Below are 24,358 nucleotides of genomic sequence, written 5' to 3' on the forward strand. Positions count from 1 at the left end.
TTTGGAAGCTGTCGCTCCCAATACCGCTACGGGGTCATTCCCTAAACTTACCTTTGCTCGGCAGCCGTTAAAAAAGTTTTACTGTTTGAGCAGGCGTTGGGTAGCGAGTTGGGGCGAGTTTTAAAACTTTTAGCCTTTGTGAGTATTTTTTAGGCATAGCCACCACAACCTTGAATTTTTGCTTCTTTTGTTTCAAGACAAAAGAAGGGGGATAGATGTATATATTTGTCCTTTTGATTCCGCCGAACTACTGCGTTAAGCTTTATTGAAACCACCATAGGTTTTGTGGCGTTTTAAGGAGTTACTTTAAAAACGGATTGTATTGTTGTTCAAAACCGATATTGGTACTCGCTCCGTGTCCGCTATAGACTTGGGTATTTGGTGGTAAGGTGAGTAGCTTAGTTTTGATGCTTTCAATAAGTTGTTCGTAATTGCCTTTATATAAATCGGTTCTGCCAATGCTACCTTGGAAAAGTACATCGCCAGAAATTACCCAATTTTGCTCCTTGTGGTAGAAGCTAATGCTCCCGGGCGAATGCCCAGGCGTGTGTAATAGGTGTAGAGTATCCGTTCCTAGGTGGAGTGTTTCGCCTTCGTCTATAAAGGTGATTTGCCCTACAAAGGGTAACATATTAAACCCATACTGCCTTGCGGTAAGAGGTGCTCTATCCAAAAGCTCTTGGTCTAGCTGATGCATCAGCACAGGTACTTGATAGGTGTCAAACGCCCATTGTAGCCCTGCGATATGGTCTATATGGGCGTGTGTGAGCAGAATGTTTTTAACCGTTAAGTTCTGTGAGGTTATAAATTCGGATAACGCTAAAGTTTCGTTTGCGGTAAAACTACCTGGGTCTATAATGAAGGCTTGTCTATCTTCGTTATAAACCACATAGGTGTTTTCTGAAAAGGGATTGAAGGTAAATGTTTTGATACTAAGCATAATGAAGATTGTTTTTAGGGTTGGGTATTCATATTCATTTGGAATAGCTTAACCCCGTTATAGGATTTCATAATTTTGTTTTCGGTGTTGTAAATTTTCTTTTGGATATCCAAAAGTTTAGACTCTCTAGAGTTGAGTATAAATAATGAACTTTCTCCGTTTTTAAATTTAATCTCTTCTCCTTTTACCAGTTTATTATAGTTGTCGTAATACTCTTTGTAGAGTTCTAGCTGTTTGGTGTAGCCTTCAAAATCATTCTTGTAAACTTCTAACTTGGTAAAGAGTTCTTGTTTTTTCATTTTCAAATCTTCCTCGTTTTGGAGTTTTTTTAGTTTAATGATTTCATAGTCTGCTCTAGCCTCTCTCATAAAAATAGGGACTTCCAGCTTGAGACCGTATTGGAAATTATTATTAAATAGAGGGAATACTTCGGCAGGTTTGCTAGGTTTATTAAAGAGATTATAGCTGAAGTCTATCTTCGGGAGGAAGCTCTGCCACTTTAATTTTTTCTCTACATTTAGAAACTCATCTTTGTGTAGATAGTACTTTAGGGCTCTATGTTGCGAACTAAGGTTTTCCTCTATATAGTTTTTCATCATAGGGTAGTCTGCTACTTTTTCTGAACTAAATACCTCTAGCGGATATACAGACGGAGGTAATGTTACCGATTGGTTATCTTTCCAGAGAAAAAGCTCAAGCTGTTCCATAGTGTTTTTATAATCTAATGATGCTTGCTGATAACCTAGTAGAAATTCTTGATACAGAGTTTCGGCTTCGGTTACGCCTATGGACGCCATTTCGCCATAGTCATAAGATTTTTTTATCATTTCTAACCTTTCCTCGCTTATATTGAGTCTTTCTTTATAAACGGTAATGATTTGATATTGCTTTACCCACTCCCAATACATATTTTCGGCATCTACCAATATCTCGTTGATGAGGGGGGGTTGTTCGGCTTCGGTCATTTTATACAAGGCTTCGGCTTGGTGCAAAACGGCTCTTCTTTTATCATAAACAAGCCCTTTGCCTAAAGGGATATTAACACCTACATTGTATAGCTCACCAGAGGTTGTGCTGTTGTCTAGCTTTTTTCCAGAGACGTTGCTCACGCCACCTACTACATTCATTCCGTACCATAGTGGAATATCTACTTCAAGCCCTTTTTTATCATAATAGATGGTATTATCAATGTTTTTTTGTCCTAAAGCTCCTGATAATATAGGGTCAAAATTTCCTTTGGCTTTTAAAATTTCGTTTTTAGCTATTTCTTTGCCATAGCGGTATCTTTTGATAACAGGATGATGCGTAGATACGGCGGAGAGATATTCGTCTAATGAAAACGAGAGGCTATCTCCTTGTGCAGACAAGCAATAGGAGAAAACCCAAAAAACAAGATATGGTATTTTATTTTTTATTTTTTTCATCTTTTTGTTTGTTTGCGATGTAGTAATCAGGAGGGAAGCCGTTAATATTACGCCATATTTCGTACCAGATAGGTACATCGTTTAGAAGAATAATACCCTTTGAACCTGCTCCCATTTTGATGTTTGGCGGCCACTTTTTATCGCCACTTTCTACCACTACTACTTTGAACATTCCGTTTTGGGAAATATTGTTTTCTACGGCGATTATTTTACCAGGGAAAGTCCCATAGCTTGAGTTGGGCCACCCAGAGAATACAATGGCAGGAAAGCCATCAAAGGTACAGCGTATCTTTTGCCCTTCCTGTAATAGCGGTAAATCTACTGGAGATACATAAAATTCTACGGCGTATTTTACCGATTTTGGTACAATGATTCCGATATTTTCGCCCTCTTTTATAATCTCGCCAATCCCTGTTTTGCTGAGCTGGGTAATTTGTCCGTCTTGAGTAGCAATAATGTAGTACTGCCCCTGTCTTACTTTATAGTTGGTAACTTGGGTTTGTAGTTTGGCTATTTCGCCATCGCTTCCTGCTACCTGTCCCATACTTTGGAAACGCTCGCCTTCTAGTTTGCTTATTTTTTCGTTATAGTCTTGTATAGTCGCGTTCTGCTCTACTTGTAGAGAAAGGATTTCTTGCTGAGCTTCGGCAAGTTTGTTTTCTATACTATTTTTCTTTGCTAGGGCATTTTGGTAAGATACATTTCTCCTTTGGAAATCTGTTAAAGAGACAAGCCCTTGTTTGTACATTTCTTCTTGTCTTCTGTACTGGTCTTCTGCCATTCTAAACTCATTGTTGGCGGCTTGAAGTTCAGCATTGGTTGCATTGATTTTAAAGTTGAGCTGTTGCAGTTTTATTCTGATTTGGTTCAGTTTGAGTTCTCTAGCAGCATTCATGGCATCTAGCTGTCCTCCAATGGTTTTTATTTTTGCAGAATAGTAATCTCTTACATTGTCTTTCGCATTGATTTGGTCTTCCGCTCTTTGCACCAATAGAGGGTCCATATAGTCTTCCTTTATTTCGGAAATTCTAAGAAGAGTGTCTCCTTTTTTTACTTGGTCACCGTTTTTTACATACCAATGTATGATTTTCCCAGGTATTGGAGATTGTATGCTTTGGGGTCTCTGCTCTTGGTAAAGCCCACTTACATAGCCATTGGTATGGATATTCTGTGTCCATGGAAGTAATAGTAATAAAAGCAGAATGCCAAGCCCAATAAAAAACCATTTTTTGATGTTAGTTTTTTTGTGTATTCGGTAGATTTTATCGTGAGATTTATAGTTCATCTTTGCATTTTTATTTTATGACTTCTAGTTTCCCTTTATTCATAGATAAATGATGTTGGCTTGTTTTAATCAAATCTTTATCTTGAGAGATGATAATATAGGTTCTGTGCTGGGCTGTTTTTTGGATATATTCTATCAGTTTAGGTTTAATGTTCTCGCCTAAGCCTTCTAATGGCTCTTTTAGAAGCACTAATTTTTTATCTCCAATTAAGGCTCTTAGAAGCATAATGATTTTTTTGGTACTGTAAGGGAGCTGATAATTAACATCATTAACTACACTAAGTAAGTCGTTTGAGAAGTAATGGCTATCTATACCTATTTCTTTTGCCAATGCGACTACATCATCTAGTTTTATATTTTCATTGCCTACGGATATGTTTTCAAAAATAGTTCCTTTAAAAATACCTCGTTCGTCTATCATTAGCCCTAGTTTGCTTCGGTAGATATTCATGTCGATGTTTTCTATTCCTACACCATTGATGAAAATATTCCCTTGAGTAGGAATATAAAAACCTGCTATTAGATTAAGAAGTAAGCTCTTGCCAGAAGCGGTGTCTCCAGAAATTACGGTAATTCCATTAGCTGTAACATCAAAGTTTATATTTTCTAGTTTATTGGTTTTGCCATCAAAGGAATAGTTGACTCTATTGAAGCTAATATCAACTCCAGTATTGCTATTATGGTAGATGTTGTGTTTACCGCTGTTTTCCGTCTTTAATTCGGTGATTTTATCTAGCTTTGCTAGGGCTGTAATGGTGTCATAATAACTTTCTAAACTTTTTATTAGTTTTTCTACTGCGCTTAATAGTAGTAAAATAACAATTTCTACTGCCATAAATGCACCAATGTTCAGTTTTTGGTTGATGAGTAAATACACACCAATAGACAACATTACTAGTGTAATGATAACCTTAAAAAATATAACTAATTTGTACTGGAATTTTAGAACATGAAAATGCTGTGTACGATAGTCTAAATATGGCAATACCCTTTTATCAGTTTCTTCTAAATGAATATTTGAGTTAGAACTTACTTTAAATATCTTAATTGCTGATGATAAATCCTCCAGCCAAGCTGCTAGATGATATTTGCTATCGCTTTCTTTGAGGCTGGTTTCTATACCCTGTTTCATTGTAAGTTTAAATAAAACAACAATGCCTATGATGAGAAAAATACCAAAAACCAAAAACCAAACATGATAGAGAGATAATAGTATAACTCCAAAAATAATCTGTATAATAGATGTAGGAATGCTCAATAGCATTTTGGAGAATGATTTTTGTAAATTCTGTGTATCAAAAAAACGATTGATAAGCTCAGGAAGATGATAATTGTTCACCGAATAGAGATCTATATCGGGTAATCTTTTAGCGATTTTGAAAGTATAATCTACAAATATCTTTTGTTGGATTTTCTCTATAATCATCATTACCTTTATTTGGAAGTAGCCAGTCAGCCAAGTGCCTAACACTACAAACGCAATCAATAGATAGATAGAAGTAACCATAGTGGCTCCGAAAGCATAGCTAATAATGGCTTGTATACCTAGAGGAATACTCAAATATACCAGTCCGCTAAGGATACCATATAAATAAATATTGACGATATCCTTCCTTTCTAGCTTTATTAGGTTGAGTAATAGTTCGTTTAGTTTTTTATTCATAAACTACTTTATTTATTTTTAATAAAAATTAAAGACTCATTTATAAAAAAACATCCTAAAAATAATAATTCGGATGTTTTTGTTTGTTATTTTAATTAAAAATCAAGTGGCTAATATATGTCTTAGCCAATAAATTACCAAATAAAATAATTAGAATTTAGAAGTCTTTTAAAGATCTGATAGATTAAACTTGTTATACACAAGCGTTATTCTACGAATCCATTCTTTAGGTTGGGTAGAATAACCGTTGTTAGCAATGGTTTTTACCCAAAGAGAGAAGTCGTTTTTCCCTTTTAAGTCTGAATAGTATTTTTTTCGCGTTAGCATTTTACAAAAGGCATCAAAGCTCTCCTCTTTAGAACTGAATTGTTTGTACTTAGAGGCTTTTTGATGATTTTTACCTACAATCCCAAAATGGTTGTTGAGTTGCTTTGAGTTTTTGCAGCTACCTCCACCAGTTTCTACAAATGCGATGGACATAATTACGGAGGCAGGAATTTCATACTTTTTTGATAACTCAGTTACCAAATTTTTGTTGCTTTTAATGTACTGATGTGTAGCTTGTGCCTTCATAGGAAATGAGAATAGACACAGTAATACACCAACAATAATAGTTCTAATATAAGAAGTGTGTTGTTTCATAATTATAAATAATTTGTGGGCAAATTTACAAATCAAAATTATAAGAGGGTGATTTTTAACAAAAAATAACATTTTTAGGTTAGAGAAAAAGTTTATGATTTTTAGTGAAAATATTCTTATTTTATGTTGTGGAGTGATTAAAAAAAGCATTACTTTAGCGACGTTTTTTTAAGAAGAATATACCTTGAAATCAAACAAGAATTATAGAGTTTTTAGATTAGTCCTTTCAAGTTTTGTAATCTATTTGTCGGCTTCATTGGTTATGAAGATGATGAACTTCCACTGGCGTCCGTTAGATAATATAAACTTGGTTTCGGAGTTATTTCGGTCAGCAGAGATAGAAAAAGTTAATGAACAAAAAAAAGAAACTCTTTCGTCTCTTCCTGTTGAGCAAACCGTGCAATTTGATTTATATCAAAAGCCAGATTTAATTACCAATTTTTTAACTAATTCACCTCAACCTGTGCTGGCTAAGTTTGTGGAAAAATTGGAAAACCTAAAGAAACAGAAGAAAGGCAAAGTAAGAATTGCATTCTTTGGGGACAGTATGATAGAGGGAGATCTCATGACGCAGACTTTAAGAAAACTTTTACAAGCCGAGTTTGGAGGTAAAGGAGTCGGCTTTGTGCCAATGTACTCTAATGTTGCTGGGTTCAGAACGACTGCAGTAGTATCTGGAAAAGGCTGGAAAGACACTCATTTTATGATTAAAGGAGCGAGCAACCTCTATTTATCGGGGCATAGGTTCGAAGGATTAGGCATGGGTTCCTACGAGGATAAAACGATACAAAGTACCGATGTAGTAACCAAGGCGTTGCTGTTTGGGAAAATCAATGATGCTGCTATAGTCGCCAACGGCACTCCATTAGTGTTGTTTGGAATAGATGAGGTCAATCGTATGGTGCTTTCTAATGATAACAATAATAAAGTATCAGTACAGTCTAAAACAAGTTCTTTGCCTTTATTTGGGATTAGTTTTGAGTCTGAAAATGGTGTTATTGTAGATAACTTCTCGTTTAGAGGGATTACTGGGATTGAGCTTGGTAAGATAGATAAAGAAATGTACAATGCGGTTCAGAAGAATAATCCTTATGATTTGGTGATTCTTCAATATGGGGTGAATTTAATGTTTCGCCCAAATGATACCGATTATGAATATTATGAGAAAATGATGTCTCCAGTATTAGAAAAGCTGAAAAAAGAGATGCCTAATACCGAGTTTATGTTAATAGGTAGTGCCGATAGAGCCTTTAGGTATAATGGGGAATACAAAACAGCGGTGGGATTGCCTAATTTGCTAAAACTTCAGGCAGAACTCGCTTTAAAGTACAATATGGCTTTCTATAATAATTTTGCAACTATGGGTGGCGAAAATAGTATTGTTAAATGGGCAAATGCTACACCGCCATTAGCAAACAAAGATTATATACACCCTAATGCTAAAGGAGCAGAGATATTGGGGCAAAAGCTATATGAAGCTATCATGAAAGATTATCAAAAAAATAGAAAAAGAGATAAATAATGAATGTGGAGCAGTTTTTAGCGTCCTTTGATTGGGCTGCTTTTGGGAAGCAATTTTTATACGATAGTAAAAGTCCGCTCTTATTTAACAACGGTTTTTTCGTTTACTTTTTCTCATTATTTATACTTTTATTCTTTGCTTTAAGGCATCACCACCAAGCAAGGCGTTATGTATTTTGCTTGTTTTCTTTATACTTTTTTTACAAAGCCAGTGGTTGGTTTGTTGGGCTGGTGATTTTGTCTGCTATTGTTGATTTTTTCTTGTCCAATGCTATTTACAAAGCGAAACAGAAGTCGGCTAAAACGGGTTTACTTGTTCTTAGTATTATATTCAATTTAGGAATGTTGTTTTACTTTAAGTACACCAATTTCTTTATTAGCATTTCTAATGAATGGCTTAATACTGATTTTCATCCACTAAATATTTTACTTCCTATAGGAATTTCTTTTTATACTTTTGAAAACCTTAGTTATACCATAGATGTTTACAGAGGCGATTTTAAACCAGCTACCAAATTTTCAGATTACCTTTTGTTTTTGGCATTTTTCCCAAAACTGATGATGGGGCCTATTGTAAGAGCTCACGATTTTGTACCACAAATCAACGAGCCTTATATAATTTCCGAGAAAGACTTTGCTAAAGGCTTTTATCTGATTATTTCTGGATTGATAAAAAAACTAATCATTTCAGATTTTATCACGCTAAATTTTGTAGACTATGTCTTTGATAATCCTGCACTGCATACAGGGTTAGAAAACCTTTTTGCGGTCTATGGCTACGCGATGGTTATCTATTGTGATTTTAGCGGATATAGTGATATTGCCATAGGAATAGCCTTGTGGTTAGGCTTTAAAATCCCACCGAATTTCCTATCGCCTTATCAAAGTAAAAATATCACAGAGTTCTGGAGACGTTGGCATATGTCCCTTTCCTCTTGGCTTAAAGACTATCTTTATATCCCATTGGGAGGTAATCGTAAGTTTTCCGTAGCATCGTTTCTATTTGTTTCGTTGTTTTTGGTAGGAGTATTTCTAATGGGAGTGAATTTGTTTCACTTATCTTATGCTTATTCCGGTGGATTATCCGCAACGATGTTACTCATCTTTTTGCTACCTGCACTCATTACTCGAGATTCTAAGGGGATTGCGGCTAACTTTAATCTATTGACTACAATGCTTTTAGGTGGATTTTGGCACGGAGCAAGTTGGAACTTTATTATTTGGGGAGCCATTCACGGAGTAGGTTTGGGTATTCATAAAATATGGATGTTACTTACAGGCAAAGCTCTTAAAAAGGTTAATAATACCTTTGTTTATAAGGTAATTATGGGGCTGGTAACTTTCCATTTCGTATGTTTTGGTTGGGTGTTTTTTAAGGCGGCAGACTTTGAAATAGCAAAGGCGATGTTATCCCAAATTTTCTATAACTTTGATGTTTCGGTATTTATGCCTTTCTATGAAAATTATCAAGAAGTGCTTTGGATGATTGGCTTTGCGATGCTCATTCATCTAATACCTGATGGGTTGGTAGATAAGTTGTTAGACAAGACCAAAACAATTCCTTTGGTGTTTTATATAATGGTGTTTTTCTGCTTTCTGTTGCTTTATGGCTTTTTTAAATCCTCGGAGCAGGTAATGCCGATTTATTTACAATTTTAAAGACAGAAAATGAGTAAAAATAAAAATCGTTTTTTATACTTTTTGTGTGCTGTTTCAATATGGTTTGGGGTAAACGCTCAAATAACCAATGCTGAAAATTTAGAACCTTTTGTAACCAAACTGAAACAAAATGAAGCCGTAACACAGATTTTATTTATCGGCGATTCGCATATACAAGCCGATTGGCTCACAGGATATCTTCGTAATAAATTTCAAGAAGAATATGGCAATGCAGGGCGAGGTTTGGTGTTTCCCTATGCGGTAGCTAATTCTAATGGACCAGAAGATATATTGGCGTATAGTAATACAACTTGGGAGAACTTTAGATTGGTTTACGAACAAGATATTTTTCCGAAAATAGGAGCTTCAGGATTTGTGATTGGGAATAAAGAATCTTCTATTTTGGAAATAAATCTTAGACCTGAAGATGCATTCACTAAGGTAGTTATATTCAATGATAGTATAATGAAGGGAGAGCCTTTTGAGTTAATGAAATCTAACGAAAGTTTAAAGAGTTTTATAAAAAAGGATAAAAAAGTATTCCCTTATATCGTAAAAACAGAGGATACATTCCCAGAGATAGCTTCTAAATTCTATACCACCACCACAAGGTTAAATCAGCTCAATCAATCCAAAAAGCCTATTGCTAATCAGTCCTATTCTGTGGAGCAAGTAGGGATTAGTTATGACTTTTCCTTTGAAAATCAGCTAAAAAGTTTATCAAAGTCTATCTTTTATGAACTAAATACAGTCGTGAATTTGTCTGAACCAAATACTCGCCTTTTGTTGAAAACTAATGTTAAAAATGGTAATGTTTTCTATGGCTTTCAATTTTTGAATAACAATACCAAAGGGGTTGTATTTAATACGGTAGGCGTTAATGGAGCTACCTATGCTGATTTTTTAAAATATCCGTTACAGTTGCAACAGTTAAAGTCGATTCAACCAGATATTGCGATTATAGCTTTGGGTACTAATGAGTCTTTAGGAGCTATAGGTGAGGAAGAGTTTAAGCGAAATGCAATAAATCTTATTTCCGAGCTAAGAAAAGACACGCAGCTCCCAATCTTGTTAATATCACCACCAGACAATAAACTGAAAGGTGATAAAGCAGAACTTATCACTAAGTGGATTGCTCAAGTTGCTACTCAAGAAAAAGTAGCGTTTTACGATTTGAATAAAGCGTTGGGCGGAAGAGGCTATTTTCAAAAAGCACTGAACAATAAAGATGCTAATAAAGACGGCGTGCACTTTTTGAAAACAGGTTACGAAAAGCAAGCACAAAAGATTTACGAAGCTCTAAAAGCATTGTTTTAAGAGTTAATCTTTAATATAAACTCTTTTCACTCGTCTAGAAATAGAGGTAAGTACTTCGTAAGGTATCGTTTGTGAATACATTGCAAAATCTTCTAGAGAAGGTCTTTCGTAGAAGATAATCACTTCGTCACCTTCTTTGGCAGGGAGGTCAGAAATGTCCACCATCATCATATCCATACAAACACTGCCTACAATAGGGCATAAGGTATTTTTAATACCAATATAGCCCACGCCATTGCTTAACAGTCGAGGAACGCCGTCCGCATAGCCCACAGGTATGGTGGCTATCCTTGTGCTTTTAGAGGCTTTGTAGCGTCTGCCGTAGCTTACACTATCGTTAGGTTGGATTTCCGAAATTTGAGAAATAACAGATTTGAATGCAACTACAGGATTTAATAAAGACTGAATTTCGGGTGAGGCAGAAATCCCCATCATACCGATACCAATTCTTACCATATCCATTTGATAATCTGTGTAATTAGTGATCCCTGCAGAATTGAGAATATGCCTTAGTGTTTTATAGTTTAGGTCTTTGATGATGTTTTGTGAAAGTCTATCAAATTTTTGGCATTGTGCCAAGGTATAGTCTTTTTCTTGAGGAATGTCAGAACTAGAAAGATGGCTGAAAATACTTTCTACCTTTACATTCATTTGGTTTAAGTAGTCTTTTAATTGGTCTATCTCATCTTCTTTAAAACCAAGACGATGCATTCCTGTCTCTAGCTTGATATGTATAGGATATCTTCCCTCGTAGCCGTTTTGTTTTAGTTGTTTGTGGAATAGTTCTAAAACTCTGAAGCTGTATATATTAGGCTCTAGATTGTATTCTATAATGGTATTATAGCTATGTTGCTCTGGGTTCATTACCACGATGGGAACCGTAATTCCGTTTTTACGAAGTTCTACACCTTCGTCTGCAACAGCAACGCCTAAATAATCTATATGGTGATGTTGTAGAAACTCTGCTATTTCGTAACCACCTAGTCCATAAGAGTAAGCTTTAACCATTGCCATGATTTTAGTTTCGGGTTTTAGCAATGATTTATGAACATTGATGTTGTGGAGTAGGTTGTTTAGATTGACCTCTAGTACCGTATCGTGCTTTTGTAGTTCTAGGTAGGTTTTTACTTGCTCTATTTCAAACTTTCTTGCTCCTTTGAGGAGAATAAGCTCATTTTCTAAATCTTTAAAGTCTTGATTATTAAATAAATCATTGGTAGTATTGAAACTAAAGCTTTCAGTATTTAAAAGATGTTGGTATTGGCTGATTTCCTCTCCAATTAAAAAAACTTTATTAAAGTTTTGCTCATTGATGAGACTTGCGACTTCTTGGTATAGATTGTCTGCGTCCGATTTTTCTGTAAAATCAGTAATGATTAAAGACTTTTTAGGTTTTTGGTAACTTTTAATAAATTCAAAAGCGATTTTGAGAGAGTCTAAATCTAGATTAAAAGAATCGTTGATGATGAGGTTGTTTTTAATGCCATTAACGCTTTCTAGCCTCATTTCCACCGCTTTTAGATTGTTAATTTTTTCTATCATTTTCTCTGTAGAGAATCCCAACAGATGCATCACGGCTATGATGGCTAACACGTTGGATAAAGTAGCCTCGTCTCTTTGCTGAGCTGGGAAAGAGAAAGATTTATCAAAGCATTGAACAGTAATGGGTTGTTGCCGGTCTTTCCAATTCGAAGAAATGTGAATATTGTTACTCTTATTAAATCCGTATGATGTTAAATGCTTACTTGAATATAATGTATTTATTTTATTATTAACTAGAGTGTTATCTCCATTAAATATGATGCTTTCAGAATCTTTAAAAAGACTTATTTTCTCATCTACAAGATGCTCTTCAGATTTAAAATTAGAAATATGAGCTGAGCCAATGTGAGTTAAAACGCCTATTTCCGGTGAGAAAATTGTTTCTAGAGTTTTCATTTCATTGGGTTCGGAGATTCCCACTTCAAAAATCCCTACTTTGTGTTCTGGTTTTATATTTAAGAGAGATAAAGGCAGACCAATTTGAGAGTTAAAACTCTTTGGGCTTTTAACGCATCTAATGTCTTCGGATAGGCATTGGTAGAGCCATTCTTTAACGATGGTTTTGCCGTTGCTACCTGTAATCCCAATGGTTTGTATATCGTGAGATTTAAGATGTAGATGGGCTAATTTTTGTAAAAATTTTACTGTGTCATCTACAATGAGCCACGAGAGTTGGTCGTTATCCAAAGTTTTATGTTCCGAAACAATGAGGTCTATGCCCTTTTCTACCGCGGAAGCAATATATTTTTCGCCGTTATTTTTTTTGGTTTTAATAGCTACGAATCCTGTGTTTTTAGGAGAGTAGATAATACGGCTATCAAAGGCAAAATGCTTAATCATTTTGTCTCCATCACCAATAAGTTTTGCTCCTGTGATTTCGGCAATTTGCTTCGCGGTGTAGTTCATAAGCTGTTAGGATTTCTTATTTAAAAACTCATCTACAAAAACGCGTCTGCTTACAGCCTCGTAGCTTTCGGTTTCACCTAGTTCTACTAAATCTTGGCTAGTAGAGGTTCTCATAGAGTAATTAGCGAGGTTGCCTGTTCTTTTACATATGGCGTGTACTTTGGTAACATATTCTGCCGTTGCCATAAGATAGGGCATAGGTCCGAAAGGTCTGCCTTTAAAATCCATGTCAAGCCCCGCAATTACCACTCTTACACCGTTGTTTGCTAGTTGGTTGGCTACTTCTACGATGCCTTGGTCAAAAAACTGAGCTTCATCTATGCCTACCACATCACAATTAGAACCTAGTAATAAGATTTCGTTGGGCGTATCTACCGCTGTACTTCTTATTTTATTTCTGTTATGGGAAACTACATCTTCCTCGGAATATCGGGTATCTAGTTTAGGTTTAAAAATCTCGACATTAAGTCCTGCCATTTCTGCCCTACGAAGCCTACGAATGAGTTCCTCAGTCTTTCCAGAGAACATAGAACCGCAGATGACCTCCATCCATCCACTTTGTTTTGCGTGATTGATTGTATTTTCTAAAAACATTTGTTATTTTAGCCGTAAAAATAAAGCACCCCAAAATTAAGGATTTTTTAATAACGAAACATTATGGTAAACTTCAATTATACGGAAGAAAAAGTGTGGGAAGAATGTAAAGCCTTGTTAGATAAACTATCAGCAATAAATAATTCCAAAGATTTTTTAGAAAAAGAAAACTTGGTATCTTCTCTCTATGAGAATCTTATTTTTCTCAAAAAACTTAAAGATTATGAGGTAGAATTAAGTTTAAATGAGGTTAATAAAATTGATGATAATCAAGAAGAAAAAACTGTTTTTGAAGAGTTACCTGTTGTAGTAGATGAAACTAATCATCATATAGAAGTAGAGGAGTTACACGAAGTAGAGTTAGAAATAGAAACACCAGTCTCTACTGAAGTCGTAGAAGAATTAAAGTTTGAATTTGCTAATGCCAAGGAAGAAGAACTTGAAGTATTGGAGTTAGAACCAATACAAGAAGAGCCAATAGCAAATACCGAGACACAAGGAGTAGAAGAGCAACAAGAGGAAAATCAAGAAACAGCAGAGGAAATATCCGAAGAGCAAGATAAAAAAATAAAGTTAGCACATATTAAGGGGCTTTCGGTGCAGTCTTTATTTGATGAAGAAACTATTACAGAACCAAAACAAGAAACGGCGGTTCCAGAGGAGGTAGAACCTTTGGCAACACCAAGTAAACCTAGACAAGATTTTAAACTTGATTTTAACGACCGACTAGCTTTCCTAAAGGTGTTGTTTGATAATAGCCAAGTAGATATGAATGAAGTTATCAAAAAATTGAATTCTTTTGATAATATAGAACAAGCTAGAGAATACCTGAGTGATGTTTATTACGAAAGAAATTGGGGCAAGGTAGATGAGTACGCTCAGAGGTTGTGGGCGTTGGTAGAGAATAAATTCTTGTAGTATATGTCAGGTACTTTATATTTTGTTCCTACGCCTGTTGGGAATTTAGAGGATATCACTTTTAGGGCGATTAAAACACTCAAAGAGGTAGATTATATTCTCTGTGAAGATACCCGAACTTCGGGAGTATTGCTGAAACATTACGAGATAGCCAAACCACTAAAATCTTACCATTTACACAACGAACATCAGGCGACTGATAAAGTGATACAAGACTTACAAAACGGCGTGAATATCGCTTTGATAACGGATGCAGGAACGCCAGGTATATCAGACCCTGGTTATCTTTTAGCAAAAGCCTGTGCTGACAATGATATAGAAATGATTTGTCTGCCAGGAGCAACAGCACTTGTCCCCGCTTTGGTAGTGTCTGGTTTGCCTAATAATGAATTTGTATTCGCGGGTTTTCTTCCACCTAAAAAAGGAAGGCAAACTAAACTCAAGCAATTAGCAGAGGAAAAAAGAACAGTAGTATTGTACGAAAGTCCACATAAAATTAACACCACATTAGAACAAATTAAAACTTTTTTTGGAGAACATACTAGGGTGAGCCTCAGTAGAGAGATTTCCAAGAAATTTGAAGAGACCAAGAGAGGTAGTATAGATGAACTAATTGCATTTTCTCAATCTAAAACTTTAAAGGGAGAAATCGTTTTAGTTATCAATAATAGCATTTAGAAAAATATCATTACTTTTGACTAGAAACAAAAAATAAAATTATATATGAGATTATTAGAAGGAAAAGTAGCTCTCATTACAGGAGCTACCAGAGGTATAGGAAAAGGTATTGCCGAGATTTTTGCAGCACAAGGAGCACAGGTAGCATTCACTTATGCGGGGTCTGTGGATAAGGCACAAGCTCTAGAGACAGAACTTAATAAGATAACCAAAGCTAAGGCTTACCAAAGCGATGCTTCGGATTACGAAGGTTCTCAAAAGCTCGTAGAAGAAGTTTTAGCAGAATTTGGTAAAATAGATATTTTGGTTAATAATGCAGGGATTACCAAAGACAACCTCATGTTGCGTATGTCTAAAGAAGATTGGGATACCATTATCAAGGTTAATTTAGATTCGGTGTTCAACCTAACCAAAGCCGTTATCAAACCGATGATGAAAGCAAGGGGAGGTTCTATCATCAACATGACTTCCGTGGTGGGTATCAAAGGAAATGCAGGTCAGGCGAATTATGCAGCCTCTAAAGCTGGGGTAATCGGTTTTACTAAATCTATTGCGTTAGAATTAGGCTCTAGAAATATCCGTTGCAACGCCATCGCTCCAGGGTTTATAGAAACCGAAATGACGGCAGCACTAGACGAAAAAACAGTGCAAGGTTGGAGAGAAACCATTCCGTTGAAAAGAGGAGGTCAGCCAGAAGATGTAGCGAATGCGTGCGTATTTCTAGGTAGCGAGCTATCAAGCTATGTTACGGGGCAGGTGCTTAATGTAGATGGCGGAATGCTTACTTAGAAAGTTATTTTGTAAATAAATTTTGGGCGTGCCCCTCTCCTTAGCTTTACCCTAGGCTAGGGTCGGTCTTCGGGCAGTCGCTATTTTACGATAAAGGTTCGGAGCCTTGCTCCGAACCTTTATCGTAAAATGAGCTCCCACAATGCCCTTCGCTCTCACGCTATAGTTAATTAGAAGTGATAATTATTATATTTGTGGGTGAAAGTGTTTGATATATTTTGGTTTATGAAGTTTATTATACTATTATTCACAATACTTAGTTGTACTTCGCCAAGCAAATTTGAGCAGTCGGTAATTGGAGAATATGCCTCGCCTAAGAATAGTTATTTCAATAAAGTGAGGTATGGCAGTTTTGTGCTAGACCTTAATCTCGAGCTGAAACAAGATGGCACTTATATATTAACCTCGTGTGCTCAAATTACCACAGGAAAATGGAGGCAAGAAGGAAATTTTATACTTTTAGAATGTTTGGATAGAAAATTCATTATAGATAGTGTGAACCATAACGAAGCCTATGCCAAAGGAAAAATCTGTAATGATGTAGAAAAATACGAAATCAGAGATTTTGGTTTGTACAAAGAGGAATTGGTGGGTAATAGACTAGCTAAGTTTATACTGCTTAAAAAATAGCCGTGCAAGAAACTCGGAATATCTTTAAAATAAAAAAGGGTTATCTTATTATCGGAGATAACCCTTTAGTATTAAAATTAGTTTTCAGCTTTTTCTATAATTTTAAAATTCAATTGTTTTTGGATGAGATTTGCTTTCATCACTTTAATTTTAACGGTATCCCCTAGTTGATAACTATTGCCTGTTCTACTACCATAGACCGCATGAATTTTGGCATCGTACTGATAAGAATCGTCCATCAAATCTCTTAGTTTTATTAAGCCTTCTGCACCATTCTCTGGGATTTGAACCCAGAAGCCAAATTCAGCGACGCCAGAAATAACGCCGGTAAATACTTCGCCAAGATGTTTCTCCATAAACTTAACTTGCATAAATTTAATAGAATCTCTTTCGGCATCTGCAGCTAGGCGTTCCATTGCAGAACAGTGTTTAGATTTTTCTTCGTATTCTGCTTTGTCGGGAGATTTGCCTTGGTCTAGATAATGCTGTAATAGTCGGTGGGCTATAAGGTCGGGGTAACGGCGGATAGGAGAAGTAAAGTGGGTATAATACTCAAACCCTAAACCATAGTGTCCTATTGGCTCGGTAGAATAAACGGCCTTACTCATAGAACGCATTGCTAGAGTTTCAATCATGTTTTCTTCACCTTTACCTTTAACGGATTTTAGAAGTTCGTTCATACTTTCTGCCACCTTTTGAGAGTTAGCAAGGTTCATTTTATAACCAAAAGTAGCTACAAAATCTCTTAATGCTTCTAATTTGGTAGGGTCTGGGTCGTCGTGTACTCTATAAATAAAGGTTTTGCCAGTAGGGCTTCCTTTTTCGTTAAGAGAAATAAACTCAGATACTTTCCTGTTGGCGAGGAGCATAAACTCTTCTATAAGATGATTGGAGTCCTTGCTTACCTTGAAATAAACGCCTAGAGGTTCGTTGTTTTCATCTAGGTTAAATCTAACTTCACTTCGGTCAAAAGTAATAGCTCCTTTTCTAATACGCTCTTCTCTAAGGATTTTAGCGAGTCTGTCTAAGGTTAAAATTTCATTGGCTAAATCTCCTTTACCTGTCTCTATTCGCTCTTGAGCTTCTTCGTAGGTAAACCTTCTGTCGGAGTGTATTACGGTGCGTCCGAACCATTGTTTCTTTATTTCTGCCTTATCATTGAGTTCAAATACAGCAGAGAAGGTATATTTGTCCTCGTTAGGACGAAGTGAACAAACCTCATTACTAAGTACTTCAGGAAGCATAGGTACTACTCTGTCTACCAAATAGACAGAAGTGGCTCTCTGATAGGCTTCTTGGTCTAGCAATGTGTTGGGAACAACATAATGGGACACATCGGCAATATGTACCCCGATTTCCCAGTTTCCGTTTTCTAACTTTCTTATGGAAAGAGCATCGTCAAAGTCTTTAGCATCTTTTGGGTCTATGGTAAAGGTGCAAATACCTCTCATATCCCATCTTTTCTTAACCTCGTCGTCTCTTATTTCTCGGTCTATGGCATCTGCTTCTTGCTCTACTTCTTCTGGGAAAGCATAAGGAAGTCCATATTCCGCTAAGATAGAATGTATCTCAGTCTCGTGGCTACCAGGAGTCCCTAATACTTTAATGATTTCTCCGTGTGGATTCTTTTCGGTAGGGTTCCATTCTACCATTTTTACCACTACTTTATCGCCGTCTTTAGCTCCGTTGATTTTGTTTCGTGGTACAAAAATATCCGTGTTGATTTGCTTTTTATCACAAACAACGAATCCAAAATCTTTATGTTTTATAAACTCGAAAGTTCCCACAAATTCCTCTCGGTTTCTCTCTAGAACTTCTATTACAGAACCTTCTAGCTTTTTTGATTTGAAATGATAGGTTACGATAAGAACTTTGTCTCCTTGTAAGGCATCTTTTACATTTTTAGAATGAATGAAAATATCCTCCTCTAAACCTTCTACTCTTACATACGCATTGCCAGAGTGGTTAAAATCTATAATTCCCGTTAGGGTATCTTTTATTTTAAGGTCGATAATGTATTTACCCTTTTCTACTTCTTTTATTCTTTCGTCCGCTAATAGTTTGTGTAAAGCTTGTATAACTTGCTCTCTTTGGCGAGGGTTTTTGTAGTCTATACCATCAGCTATCTGTTTGTAATTATATATTTTAGCAGATTGCTTGTTCATAAAACTAAGGATTTGTCTTCCTAAATCCTTTAGTTTTCCCTCATTTTTTTTTGATATGTATTTTTTTTTCTTTGCCATTTTGATATGTATTTTTTATGATTAAGAATTTGTTAGAGGGGCGTGATGGTAAATTTTGTTAGACTTTAGCAAAACGCTATTTTGGACACTCTATTTTGGTGTCTCCCTCCTTCAAACTCAGTATTTAAAAATGTTTTGATGATTTCTAGTGCCAGTTCTTTTGAAATAAAACGAGCAGGAACGGCTACCATATTGCAATTGTTATGTTGTCTAGCTAAGGCTCCGAGCTCTGGCATCCAACACAACGCACATCTAATGCCTTGGTGTTTGTTAGCAGTAAGCTGTACACCTTGCCCACTACCACAAATAAGTATGCCCATTTCGTTTTCACCGTTTTCTACAGAACTCGCTGCAGGATGTACAAAATCTGGATAGTCTACGGAGTCAGCAGAATTTGTGCCAAAGTCGGTAATTTGGTACTCGTTGGCTAATTCTTTTTTGATAAACTCTTTGTATTCAAACCCAGCGTGGTCGCAAGCGATAGCAATTTTTTTCATTTTTAAATTAAATTTTCATTAGACTATCCACAAAAATAGCATTTAAAAATGAAAACTTATGAATTTATATCGTACAAATGTTTTTATACGATATTTGATTCTGTAATTACTTGATGATAAAGTGAAAGGATTTTCTCCTCGTCCTTTTCCCAGCATAGGGCTTCTGCAGCTTTTTCTAGTTCGGGTTGGTAGTGTAGTCTCCCTTTTTCTAGTACATGAGTTATGGCTTCAGCAAGTACTTTTGGGTCGTGAGAATCTATCATTTCTCCCACTTTAAAATTGTTATAAACTCTCTTCATTTCGGGGAAGTTTATCATCACGAGTGGAACTCTGCTCTGTATATAATCTGCTACTTTGTTTGGTAGAGAGTAGAGGTAGCTTACACCTCCGTTTTCTTCGATGCTAAGACCAACATCTGCCGTTTGAGTGAGTTTTCTTAGCTCCGTAGGGTATAGCTTTCCTAAGAACGAAACTTTATGATTTAGATTTAATTCTTCAACCAATACTTCATATTCCTTTCTTTTAGGACCGTCTCCTGCAATTTTAAAAATCACATTATCAAGATAGTTTAATGCTTGTATGGCTTTATCTATACCTCTAGACTGATTGATGGCTCCTTGATATAAAATCACTTTTGGAGTATTTTGAGGTATGGTAATAGGTGTAGTGATTTTTCTAGGGATATTTCGCACTACAACAGGATTTACAGAATAGCGTTCTCTAAACCATTGGGCGTAGCTTTCGCTTTCCGTCATCATATATTTGATTTTAGGAAGCGAATATCGTTCTACCAATTGCCAAATTTTTTGTGTCCACCTTCCTTTAATGGCAGGCATTTCGGTAAAAATTTCGTGGCTATCAAAAATAAGAGGAATGTTTAATTTTTTGGAAACCCAAAGGTTAGGGAGAATAGCATCTATATCGTTAGCGTGTAAGATGGTATTTTTGTCCGCTTTTTTTAGTAATTCGGTATAAAGTTTTTTATTGAATTCAAGGTATGCTCCACGGAGGTTTTTGGATTTGATGTGTATCCTACTAAAAGGGTAAGGGCGCTCCATTGCTACATTTCCTCCCCAGTCATTTCCGATGAGCTCTATTTTGTAATTGTTGTCATGAAGGGTCTGACAAACTTTTTCTATCCTTTGGTCTGTATATAAATTACTGAAAGCAGAAACAATTACTTTCATTGTTTTTTCGCTAGAAAAAGGTAGTATATCTGAACTAGGGAAATAAGGATGTTGGTAATAGTAACAGGTAAGCTGTCTATTAGGAAACCATACGCTACGAATAGTAGGCAGCCAATAAGGTTGACCATTCTTATCTTGTTAATTTCTTTTAGTAAAAAACTGATAGCAACAAAGGCAGACGCTAAATAGCCTATATATTCAGGATTCATAGTTTTATCTTTTTTTGCAAAATTAAGAAAAATATGCCATAAAGTCATTTTTTATCTTTGGTAAAGTATTTGTAACTTTGGACGAGTCTAAATAAACATTTTGACAAATATATCACAGGGTTTGTTTAGGAATCAATGACGAACAATTATGATGAGTAATAAATTTTCGGGAGGATTGGATAAAGTCCTCAAAGAGAGTGCTAAAGAAGCAAAAAGATTAGAAAGTGAATTTCTTAATACTGAACATCTTCTTTTAGGGATTATCAAAACAGATAATTCTGCGAGGGAAATATTACAGAATTTACAGGTAGATTTAACCCAAATAAGACGAAAAATAGAGGCTTTAAACTCTTTAAGTTCTAATGTTTTTCCACCGAAAGAAATGGAGGTGATTCCATTCACTAAAATGGCAGATTATGCACTTAAAAGAGCTGATTTAGAAAGTAAAAGTTATCGTTCAGAACATATCAATACGGTTCATTTACTATTGGGTATTCTTTACAAAATGGAAGACCCTATCACTCAGATTCTAGAAAGTTATGATGTAGATTATGAGGCGGTTACTAAAGAATATCGCACAATGTTGGAGCAAAACGGAATTTTGCCTAAAATGAGTAGTGACTATGATGATAGTAATGAGGAAAGAGAAAGCTTTGGGCAGTCTAATAAACCAAGTAGCAATATCGGAACTGCAAAAAGTAAAACACCTACCTTAGATAATTTCGGTAGAGATTTGACGACTTTGGCTAAAGAAGGAAGGCTAGACCCAGTAATTGGTAGGGAAAAAGAGATAGAAAGAGTATCACAAATTCTGTCTAGAAGAAAGAAAAACAATCCACTTCTCATTGGAGAGCCAGGTGTGGGGAAATCTGCTATTGCGGAAGGCTTGGCATTAAGGATACATCAAAAAAGAGTTTCTCGTGTATTGTACAACAAGCGTGTAATTACCTTAGATTTAGCGAGTCTGGTGGCTGGGACTAAGTATAGAGGTCAGTTTGAGGAAAGAATGAAAGCAATTATGACAGAACTTGAAAAAAATAGAGATGTCATTTTGTTCATAGACGAATTGCATACTATTGTAGGAGCGGGAGGTTCTACAGGAAGTTTAGATGCGTCTAATATGTTCAAACCTGCGTTGGCAAGGGGAGAAATACAATGCATTGGAGCTACTACTTTAGATGAATACAGACAGCATATAGAGAAAGATGGTGCTTTGGAGAGGCGTTTTCAAAAAGTAATGGTAGAGCCGACTTCCATAGAAGAAACTATTCAGATTTTGTATCAAATTAAAGATAAGTACGAAGAACATCACAATGTAATTTATACAGATGATGCCATTAAGGCTTGTGTTAATCTTACTTCTAGATATATAACGGATAGATTTTTACCAGATAAAGCCATAGATGCTATGGACGAAGCGGGTTCTAGGGTTTACATTAAAAATATGAAAGTCCCTACCGAACTTGTAGATTTTGAAGCCAAAATAGAAGAAGTTAAAGACCTTAAACAAAAAGCGGTTAAAGCTCAAGATTACCTAGAAGCGAGAAGGCTTAAAGACGAGGAAGAGCGTTTACAAATAGAGCTTAATTTGGTTCAGGAAGAATGGGATAGAAATGTAAAGGAGATGAAAGAAACGGTTACAGAAGAGAATGTAGCAGAAGTAGTATCAATGATGAGTGGTGTTCCTGTAACTAAAGTCGGCAAAAATGAACTTGATAAACTTGCCGAAATGGACAAAAACCTTAATGGTAAGGTAATTGGTCAAGAGGAAGCCGTTAAAAAAGTAGTGAAGTCTATCCAAAGAAATAGAACAGGACTAAAAGACCCTAACCGACCTATTGGTACTTTTATTTTCCTAGGAACTACAGGAGTTGGTAAAACAGAGCTAGCTAAAGTGATGGCTAAGGAATTGTTCAACTCTGAAGATGCACTCATAAGAATAGATATGAGCGAATATATGGAGAAATTTGCGGTGTCTAGACTCGTGGGAGCGCCTCCAGGATATGTGGGGTATGAAGAAGGCGGACAACTTACAGAAGCCGTTAGAAGAAAGCCTTATTCGGTAGTGCTTTTAGATGAGATAGAAAAAGCTCACTCTGATGTATTTAACCTATTGTTGCAGATTTTAGATGAAGGTTTCGTAACCGATAGTTTGGGTAGAAAAATAGACTTTAAAAATACGATTGTTATTTTGACCTCTAACATAGGTACTCGCCAACTGAAAGACTTTGGTGATGGTGTAGGCTTCGGAACTTCGGCGAAGAAATCCAGCACCGATGCTTACGCAAGAAGCACGATAGAATCGGCTCTTAAAAAGGCATTTGCTCCAGAGTTTTTAAATAGAATAGATGATATTATTATTTTCAACGCTTTAGAGAAAGAAGATATTAAGAAAATTATAGATCTAGAACTTAATAAACTTTACCAAAGATTAAGCAAACTAGGTTATACCGTAAGTCTTACAGAGGAAGCCAAGGACTTTATTGCTGAGAAAGGTTGGGATAAAGACTTCGGTGCTAGACCACTGAAAAGAGCGGTGCAAAAGTACATAGAAGATTTACTAGCCGAACTTTTGGTAACAAAACAATTAAGCGAAGGCGAAAGTGTAGTCTTAAAACTAAATGAAGCTAAAGATGCTTTAGAAAAACAAAATTAAATAATTGATGTAGGTAAAATCCACTAAATCTCGCATTTAGTGGATTTTACTTTTTTAATTTAAATGGAACTATGATAAATGTTGCTATTCTTGGGTTGGGGTTTATGGGAAAAAAATACCTTGCGGCTATTGAAGAAATTGATGACACACAAGTTTCTGCAATCATAGACGATTCAACTATTGAAAATACAGAAAATATACCTTATTTTATATCTTTAGATGATTTTTTAAGTTCAGAAATCAAGGTGGATTTAGTGGTGATATCAACGCCCAACTATCTTCATTTTCCCCAAGCAAAAGCACTTTTAGAATATGGGTATCATATTTTAATAGAGAAACCGTTTTGTCTAAAAGGTTCTGAGATGGGAGCTTTAATTAAAATCGCTCAAGAAAAGCAACTGAAAATATTTTTTTCTACTCCAAATAGGTTTTCTCCTGCTTTGGCGTGGTTGAAAAAGATTCAGTCCGAAAATATTTTAGGACAGCCGTACCTTGTTCAAGTCAATTGCTTTTGGAATAGAGACCAAAGATACTACACGCCACAATCGTGGAAGGGTAGAAAAGAGTTAGATGGAGGAACTTTATATACTCAGTTTTTTCATTTTTTAGACTTAATACTTTTTACCTTCGGAAAGGCGGAACTACTATCAAGCTATATGGATACTTTTAGACATTGCTCTCTGGTGGAGATAGAAGATACAGGGGTACTCACTCTAAAGTTAGCAACGGGAGGTTTAGTTAATCTTAATTTCACTACGGCAGTTTGGGATAAAAATATGGAAACCTCTATGAGTATTATCGCTGAAAATGGGAGTGTTAAAATTTCTGGGCAGTACTTTGATGAAGTAAGTATTTGTAATCTTAAAAACTATAAATTTAGTTTAAATGAGATTGTTGATAATGAGTGCTCTAATTTGCAATTAAATTTAAAATGTGCATTAAAAAAACTTTCCGATACAGAATGTGATTTGGAAGAAATGCTTTATCATCAGAATTTAATTTCTTTGGTGGAGAACATTTATAGAGGCTCAAAATAAAAAACTTCTTATCTTTGTGAT

20 protein-coding genes are annotated in these 24,358 nt (G+C 35.7%); 9 read left to right on the top strand and 11 right to left on the bottom strand.

Translation table 11 applies throughout. The features are described from left to right. Positions 1 to 301: 301 nt before the first annotated feature. The 5 genes from GXW81_RS01545 to GXW81_RS01565 all read right to left on the bottom strand — a co-directional run bounded on the left by GXW81_RS01545 (position 302) and on the right by GXW81_RS01565 (position 5,954). Positions 302 to 940: an MBL fold metallo-hydrolase gene (locus GXW81_RS01545; RefSeq protein WP_161530901.1), complete on the bottom strand. Its 639-nt coding sequence runs from the start codon at positions 938 to 940 to the stop codon at positions 302 to 304. A 14-nt stretch (positions 941 to 954) separates the two neighbouring features. Then, a complete protein-coding gene (locus GXW81_RS01550) occupies positions 955 to 2,364 on the bottom strand; it encodes a TolC family protein (protein ID WP_161530902.1) in 1,410 nt (469 codons plus the stop codon). After that, positions 2,345 to 3,649 (bottom strand): HlyD family secretion protein, encoded by a 1,305-nt coding sequence (locus GXW81_RS01555; protein WP_161530903.1) that lies wholly within the window; start codon positions 3,647 to 3,649, stop codon positions 2,345 to 2,347. The genes GXW81_RS01550 and GXW81_RS01555 overlap by 20 nt, the downstream gene beginning before the upstream one ends. Before the next feature lie 10 nt (positions 3,650 to 3,659). After that, positions 3,660 to 5,312, bottom strand: a complete 1,653-nt coding sequence (locus tag GXW81_RS01560) for an ABC transporter ATP-binding protein (RefSeq protein WP_161530904.1) — start codon at positions 5,310 to 5,312, stop codon at positions 3,660 to 3,662. Between the two features lie 168 nt (positions 5,313 to 5,480). Continuing rightward, a complete protein-coding gene (locus tag GXW81_RS01565) occupies positions 5,481 to 5,954 on the bottom strand; it encodes a glucosaminidase domain-containing protein (RefSeq protein ID WP_161530905.1) in 474 nt (157 codons plus the stop codon). 184 nt (positions 5,955 to 6,138) lie between these two features. On the opposite strand from GXW81_RS01565, the gene GXW81_RS01570 reads away from it, so the two are divergent. The 3 genes from GXW81_RS01570 to GXW81_RS01580 are packed head-to-tail and all read left to right on the top strand — an operon-like array spanning position 6,139 to position 10,451. Next, positions 6,139 to 7,476: a hypothetical protein gene (locus tag GXW81_RS01570; protein WP_161530906.1), complete on the top strand. Its 1,338-nt coding sequence runs from the start codon at positions 6,139 to 6,141 to the stop codon at positions 7,474 to 7,476. Next, complete coding sequence (locus tag GXW81_RS01575) at positions 7,476 to 9,134, top strand: MBOAT family protein (protein ID WP_161530907.1); 1,659 nt, start codon at positions 7,476 to 7,478, stop codon at positions 9,132 to 9,134. Before GXW81_RS01570 ends, GXW81_RS01575 begins: the two co-directional genes overlap by 1 nt. Positions 9,135 to 9,143: 9 nt before the next feature. Then, the gene (locus GXW81_RS01580) at positions 9,144 to 10,451 is read left to right on the top strand and encodes a GDSL-type esterase/lipase family protein (RefSeq protein ID WP_161530908.1); all 1,308 of its coding nucleotides are present in this window, start codon (positions 9,144 to 9,146) and stop codon (positions 10,449 to 10,451) included. A gap of 3 nt (positions 10,452 to 10,454) precedes the next feature. On the opposite strand, the gene GXW81_RS01585 is transcribed toward GXW81_RS01580, so the two are convergent. Together GXW81_RS01585 and GXW81_RS01590 are read right to left on the bottom strand one after the other, a co-directional pair. Beyond that, complete coding sequence (locus GXW81_RS01585) at positions 10,455 to 12,899, bottom strand: bifunctional UDP-N-acetylmuramoyl-tripeptide:D-alanyl-D-alanine ligase/alanine racemase (RefSeq protein ID WP_161530909.1); 2,445 nt, start codon at positions 12,897 to 12,899, stop codon at positions 10,455 to 10,457. Positions 12,900 to 12,905: 6 nt separating this feature from the next. Next, on the bottom strand, positions 12,906 to 13,493 hold the full coding sequence (locus tag GXW81_RS01590) for a thymidine kinase (protein ID WP_004920607.1): 588 nt from the start codon (positions 13,491 to 13,493) through the stop codon (positions 12,906 to 12,908). Positions 13,494 to 13,556: 63 nt separating this feature from the next. Here GXW81_RS01590 and GXW81_RS01595 point away from each other — a divergent pair, with 63 nt between their 5' ends. The 4 genes from GXW81_RS01595 to GXW81_RS10460 all read left to right on the top strand — a co-directional run bounded on the left by GXW81_RS01595 (position 13,557) and on the right by GXW81_RS10460 (position 16,508). Further along, entirely contained in the window at positions 13,557 to 14,411 is an 855-nt protein-coding gene (locus GXW81_RS01595) for a hypothetical protein (protein ID WP_161530910.1), read from the top strand. A 3-nt stretch (positions 14,412 to 14,414) separates the two neighbouring features. Further along, on the top strand, positions 14,415 to 15,089 hold the full coding sequence (gene rsmI / locus GXW81_RS01600; protein ID WP_161530911.1) for a 16S rRNA (cytidine(1402)-2'-O)-methyltransferase: 675 nt from the start codon (positions 14,415 to 14,417) through the stop codon (positions 15,087 to 15,089). Between the two features lie 45 nt (positions 15,090 to 15,134). Further along, positions 15,135 to 15,878, top strand: coding sequence for a 3-oxoacyl-[acyl-carrier-protein] reductase (gene fabG / locus GXW81_RS01605; RefSeq protein WP_161530912.1), 744 nt, complete (start codon positions 15,135 to 15,137; stop codon positions 15,876 to 15,878). A 225-nt stretch (positions 15,879 to 16,103) separates the two neighbouring features. After that, positions 16,104 to 16,508: a hypothetical protein gene (locus GXW81_RS10460; protein WP_260393525.1), complete on the top strand. Its 405-nt coding sequence runs from the start codon at positions 16,104 to 16,106 to the stop codon at positions 16,506 to 16,508. A gap of 77 nt (positions 16,509 to 16,585) precedes the next feature. On the opposite strand, the gene rnr is transcribed toward GXW81_RS10460, so the two are convergent. The 4 genes from rnr to GXW81_RS01630 form a co-directional block, all read right to left on the bottom strand. After that, the gene (gene rnr / locus GXW81_RS01615) at positions 16,586 to 18,751 is read right to left on the bottom strand and encodes a ribonuclease R (protein ID WP_161530913.1); all 2,166 of its coding nucleotides are present in this window, start codon (positions 18,749 to 18,751) and stop codon (positions 16,586 to 16,588) included. A gap of 65 nt (positions 18,752 to 18,816) precedes the next feature. Continuing rightward, positions 18,817 to 19,248: a ribose 5-phosphate isomerase B gene (gene rpiB / locus GXW81_RS01620; protein WP_004920632.1), complete on the bottom strand. Its 432-nt coding sequence runs from the start codon at positions 19,246 to 19,248 to the stop codon at positions 18,817 to 18,819. Positions 19,249 to 19,331: 83 nt separating this feature from the next. Then, positions 19,332 to 20,435, bottom strand: coding sequence for a glycosyltransferase (locus tag GXW81_RS01625; protein ID WP_161530914.1), 1,104 nt, complete (start codon positions 20,433 to 20,435; stop codon positions 19,332 to 19,334). Then, positions 20,432 to 20,692: a uroporphyrinogen decarboxylase gene (locus GXW81_RS01630; RefSeq protein WP_409258619.1), complete on the bottom strand. Its 261-nt coding sequence runs from the start codon at positions 20,690 to 20,692 to the stop codon at positions 20,432 to 20,434. Before GXW81_RS01630 ends, GXW81_RS01625 begins: the two co-directional genes overlap by 4 nt. 100 nt (positions 20,693 to 20,792) lie before the next feature. Here GXW81_RS01630 and GXW81_RS01635 point away from each other — a divergent pair, with 100 nt between their 5' ends. Beyond that, a complete protein-coding gene (locus tag GXW81_RS01635) occupies positions 20,793 to 23,300 on the top strand; it encodes an ATP-dependent Clp protease ATP-binding subunit (RefSeq protein WP_161530915.1) in 2,508 nt (835 codons plus the stop codon). A gap of 71 nt (positions 23,301 to 23,371) precedes the next feature. Beyond that, positions 23,372 to 24,337: a Gfo/Idh/MocA family protein gene (locus GXW81_RS01640; protein WP_161530916.1), complete on the top strand. Its 966-nt coding sequence runs from the start codon at positions 23,372 to 23,374 to the stop codon at positions 24,335 to 24,337. The last annotated feature ends 21 nt before the right edge of the window (positions 24,338 to 24,358 follow it).

The sequence above is a fragment of the Riemerella anatipestifer genome, from assembly GCF_009932355.1.
GTDB classification, from domain to species: Bacteria; Bacteroidota; Bacteroidia; order Flavobacteriales; family Weeksellaceae; genus Riemerella; species Riemerella anatipestifer_E.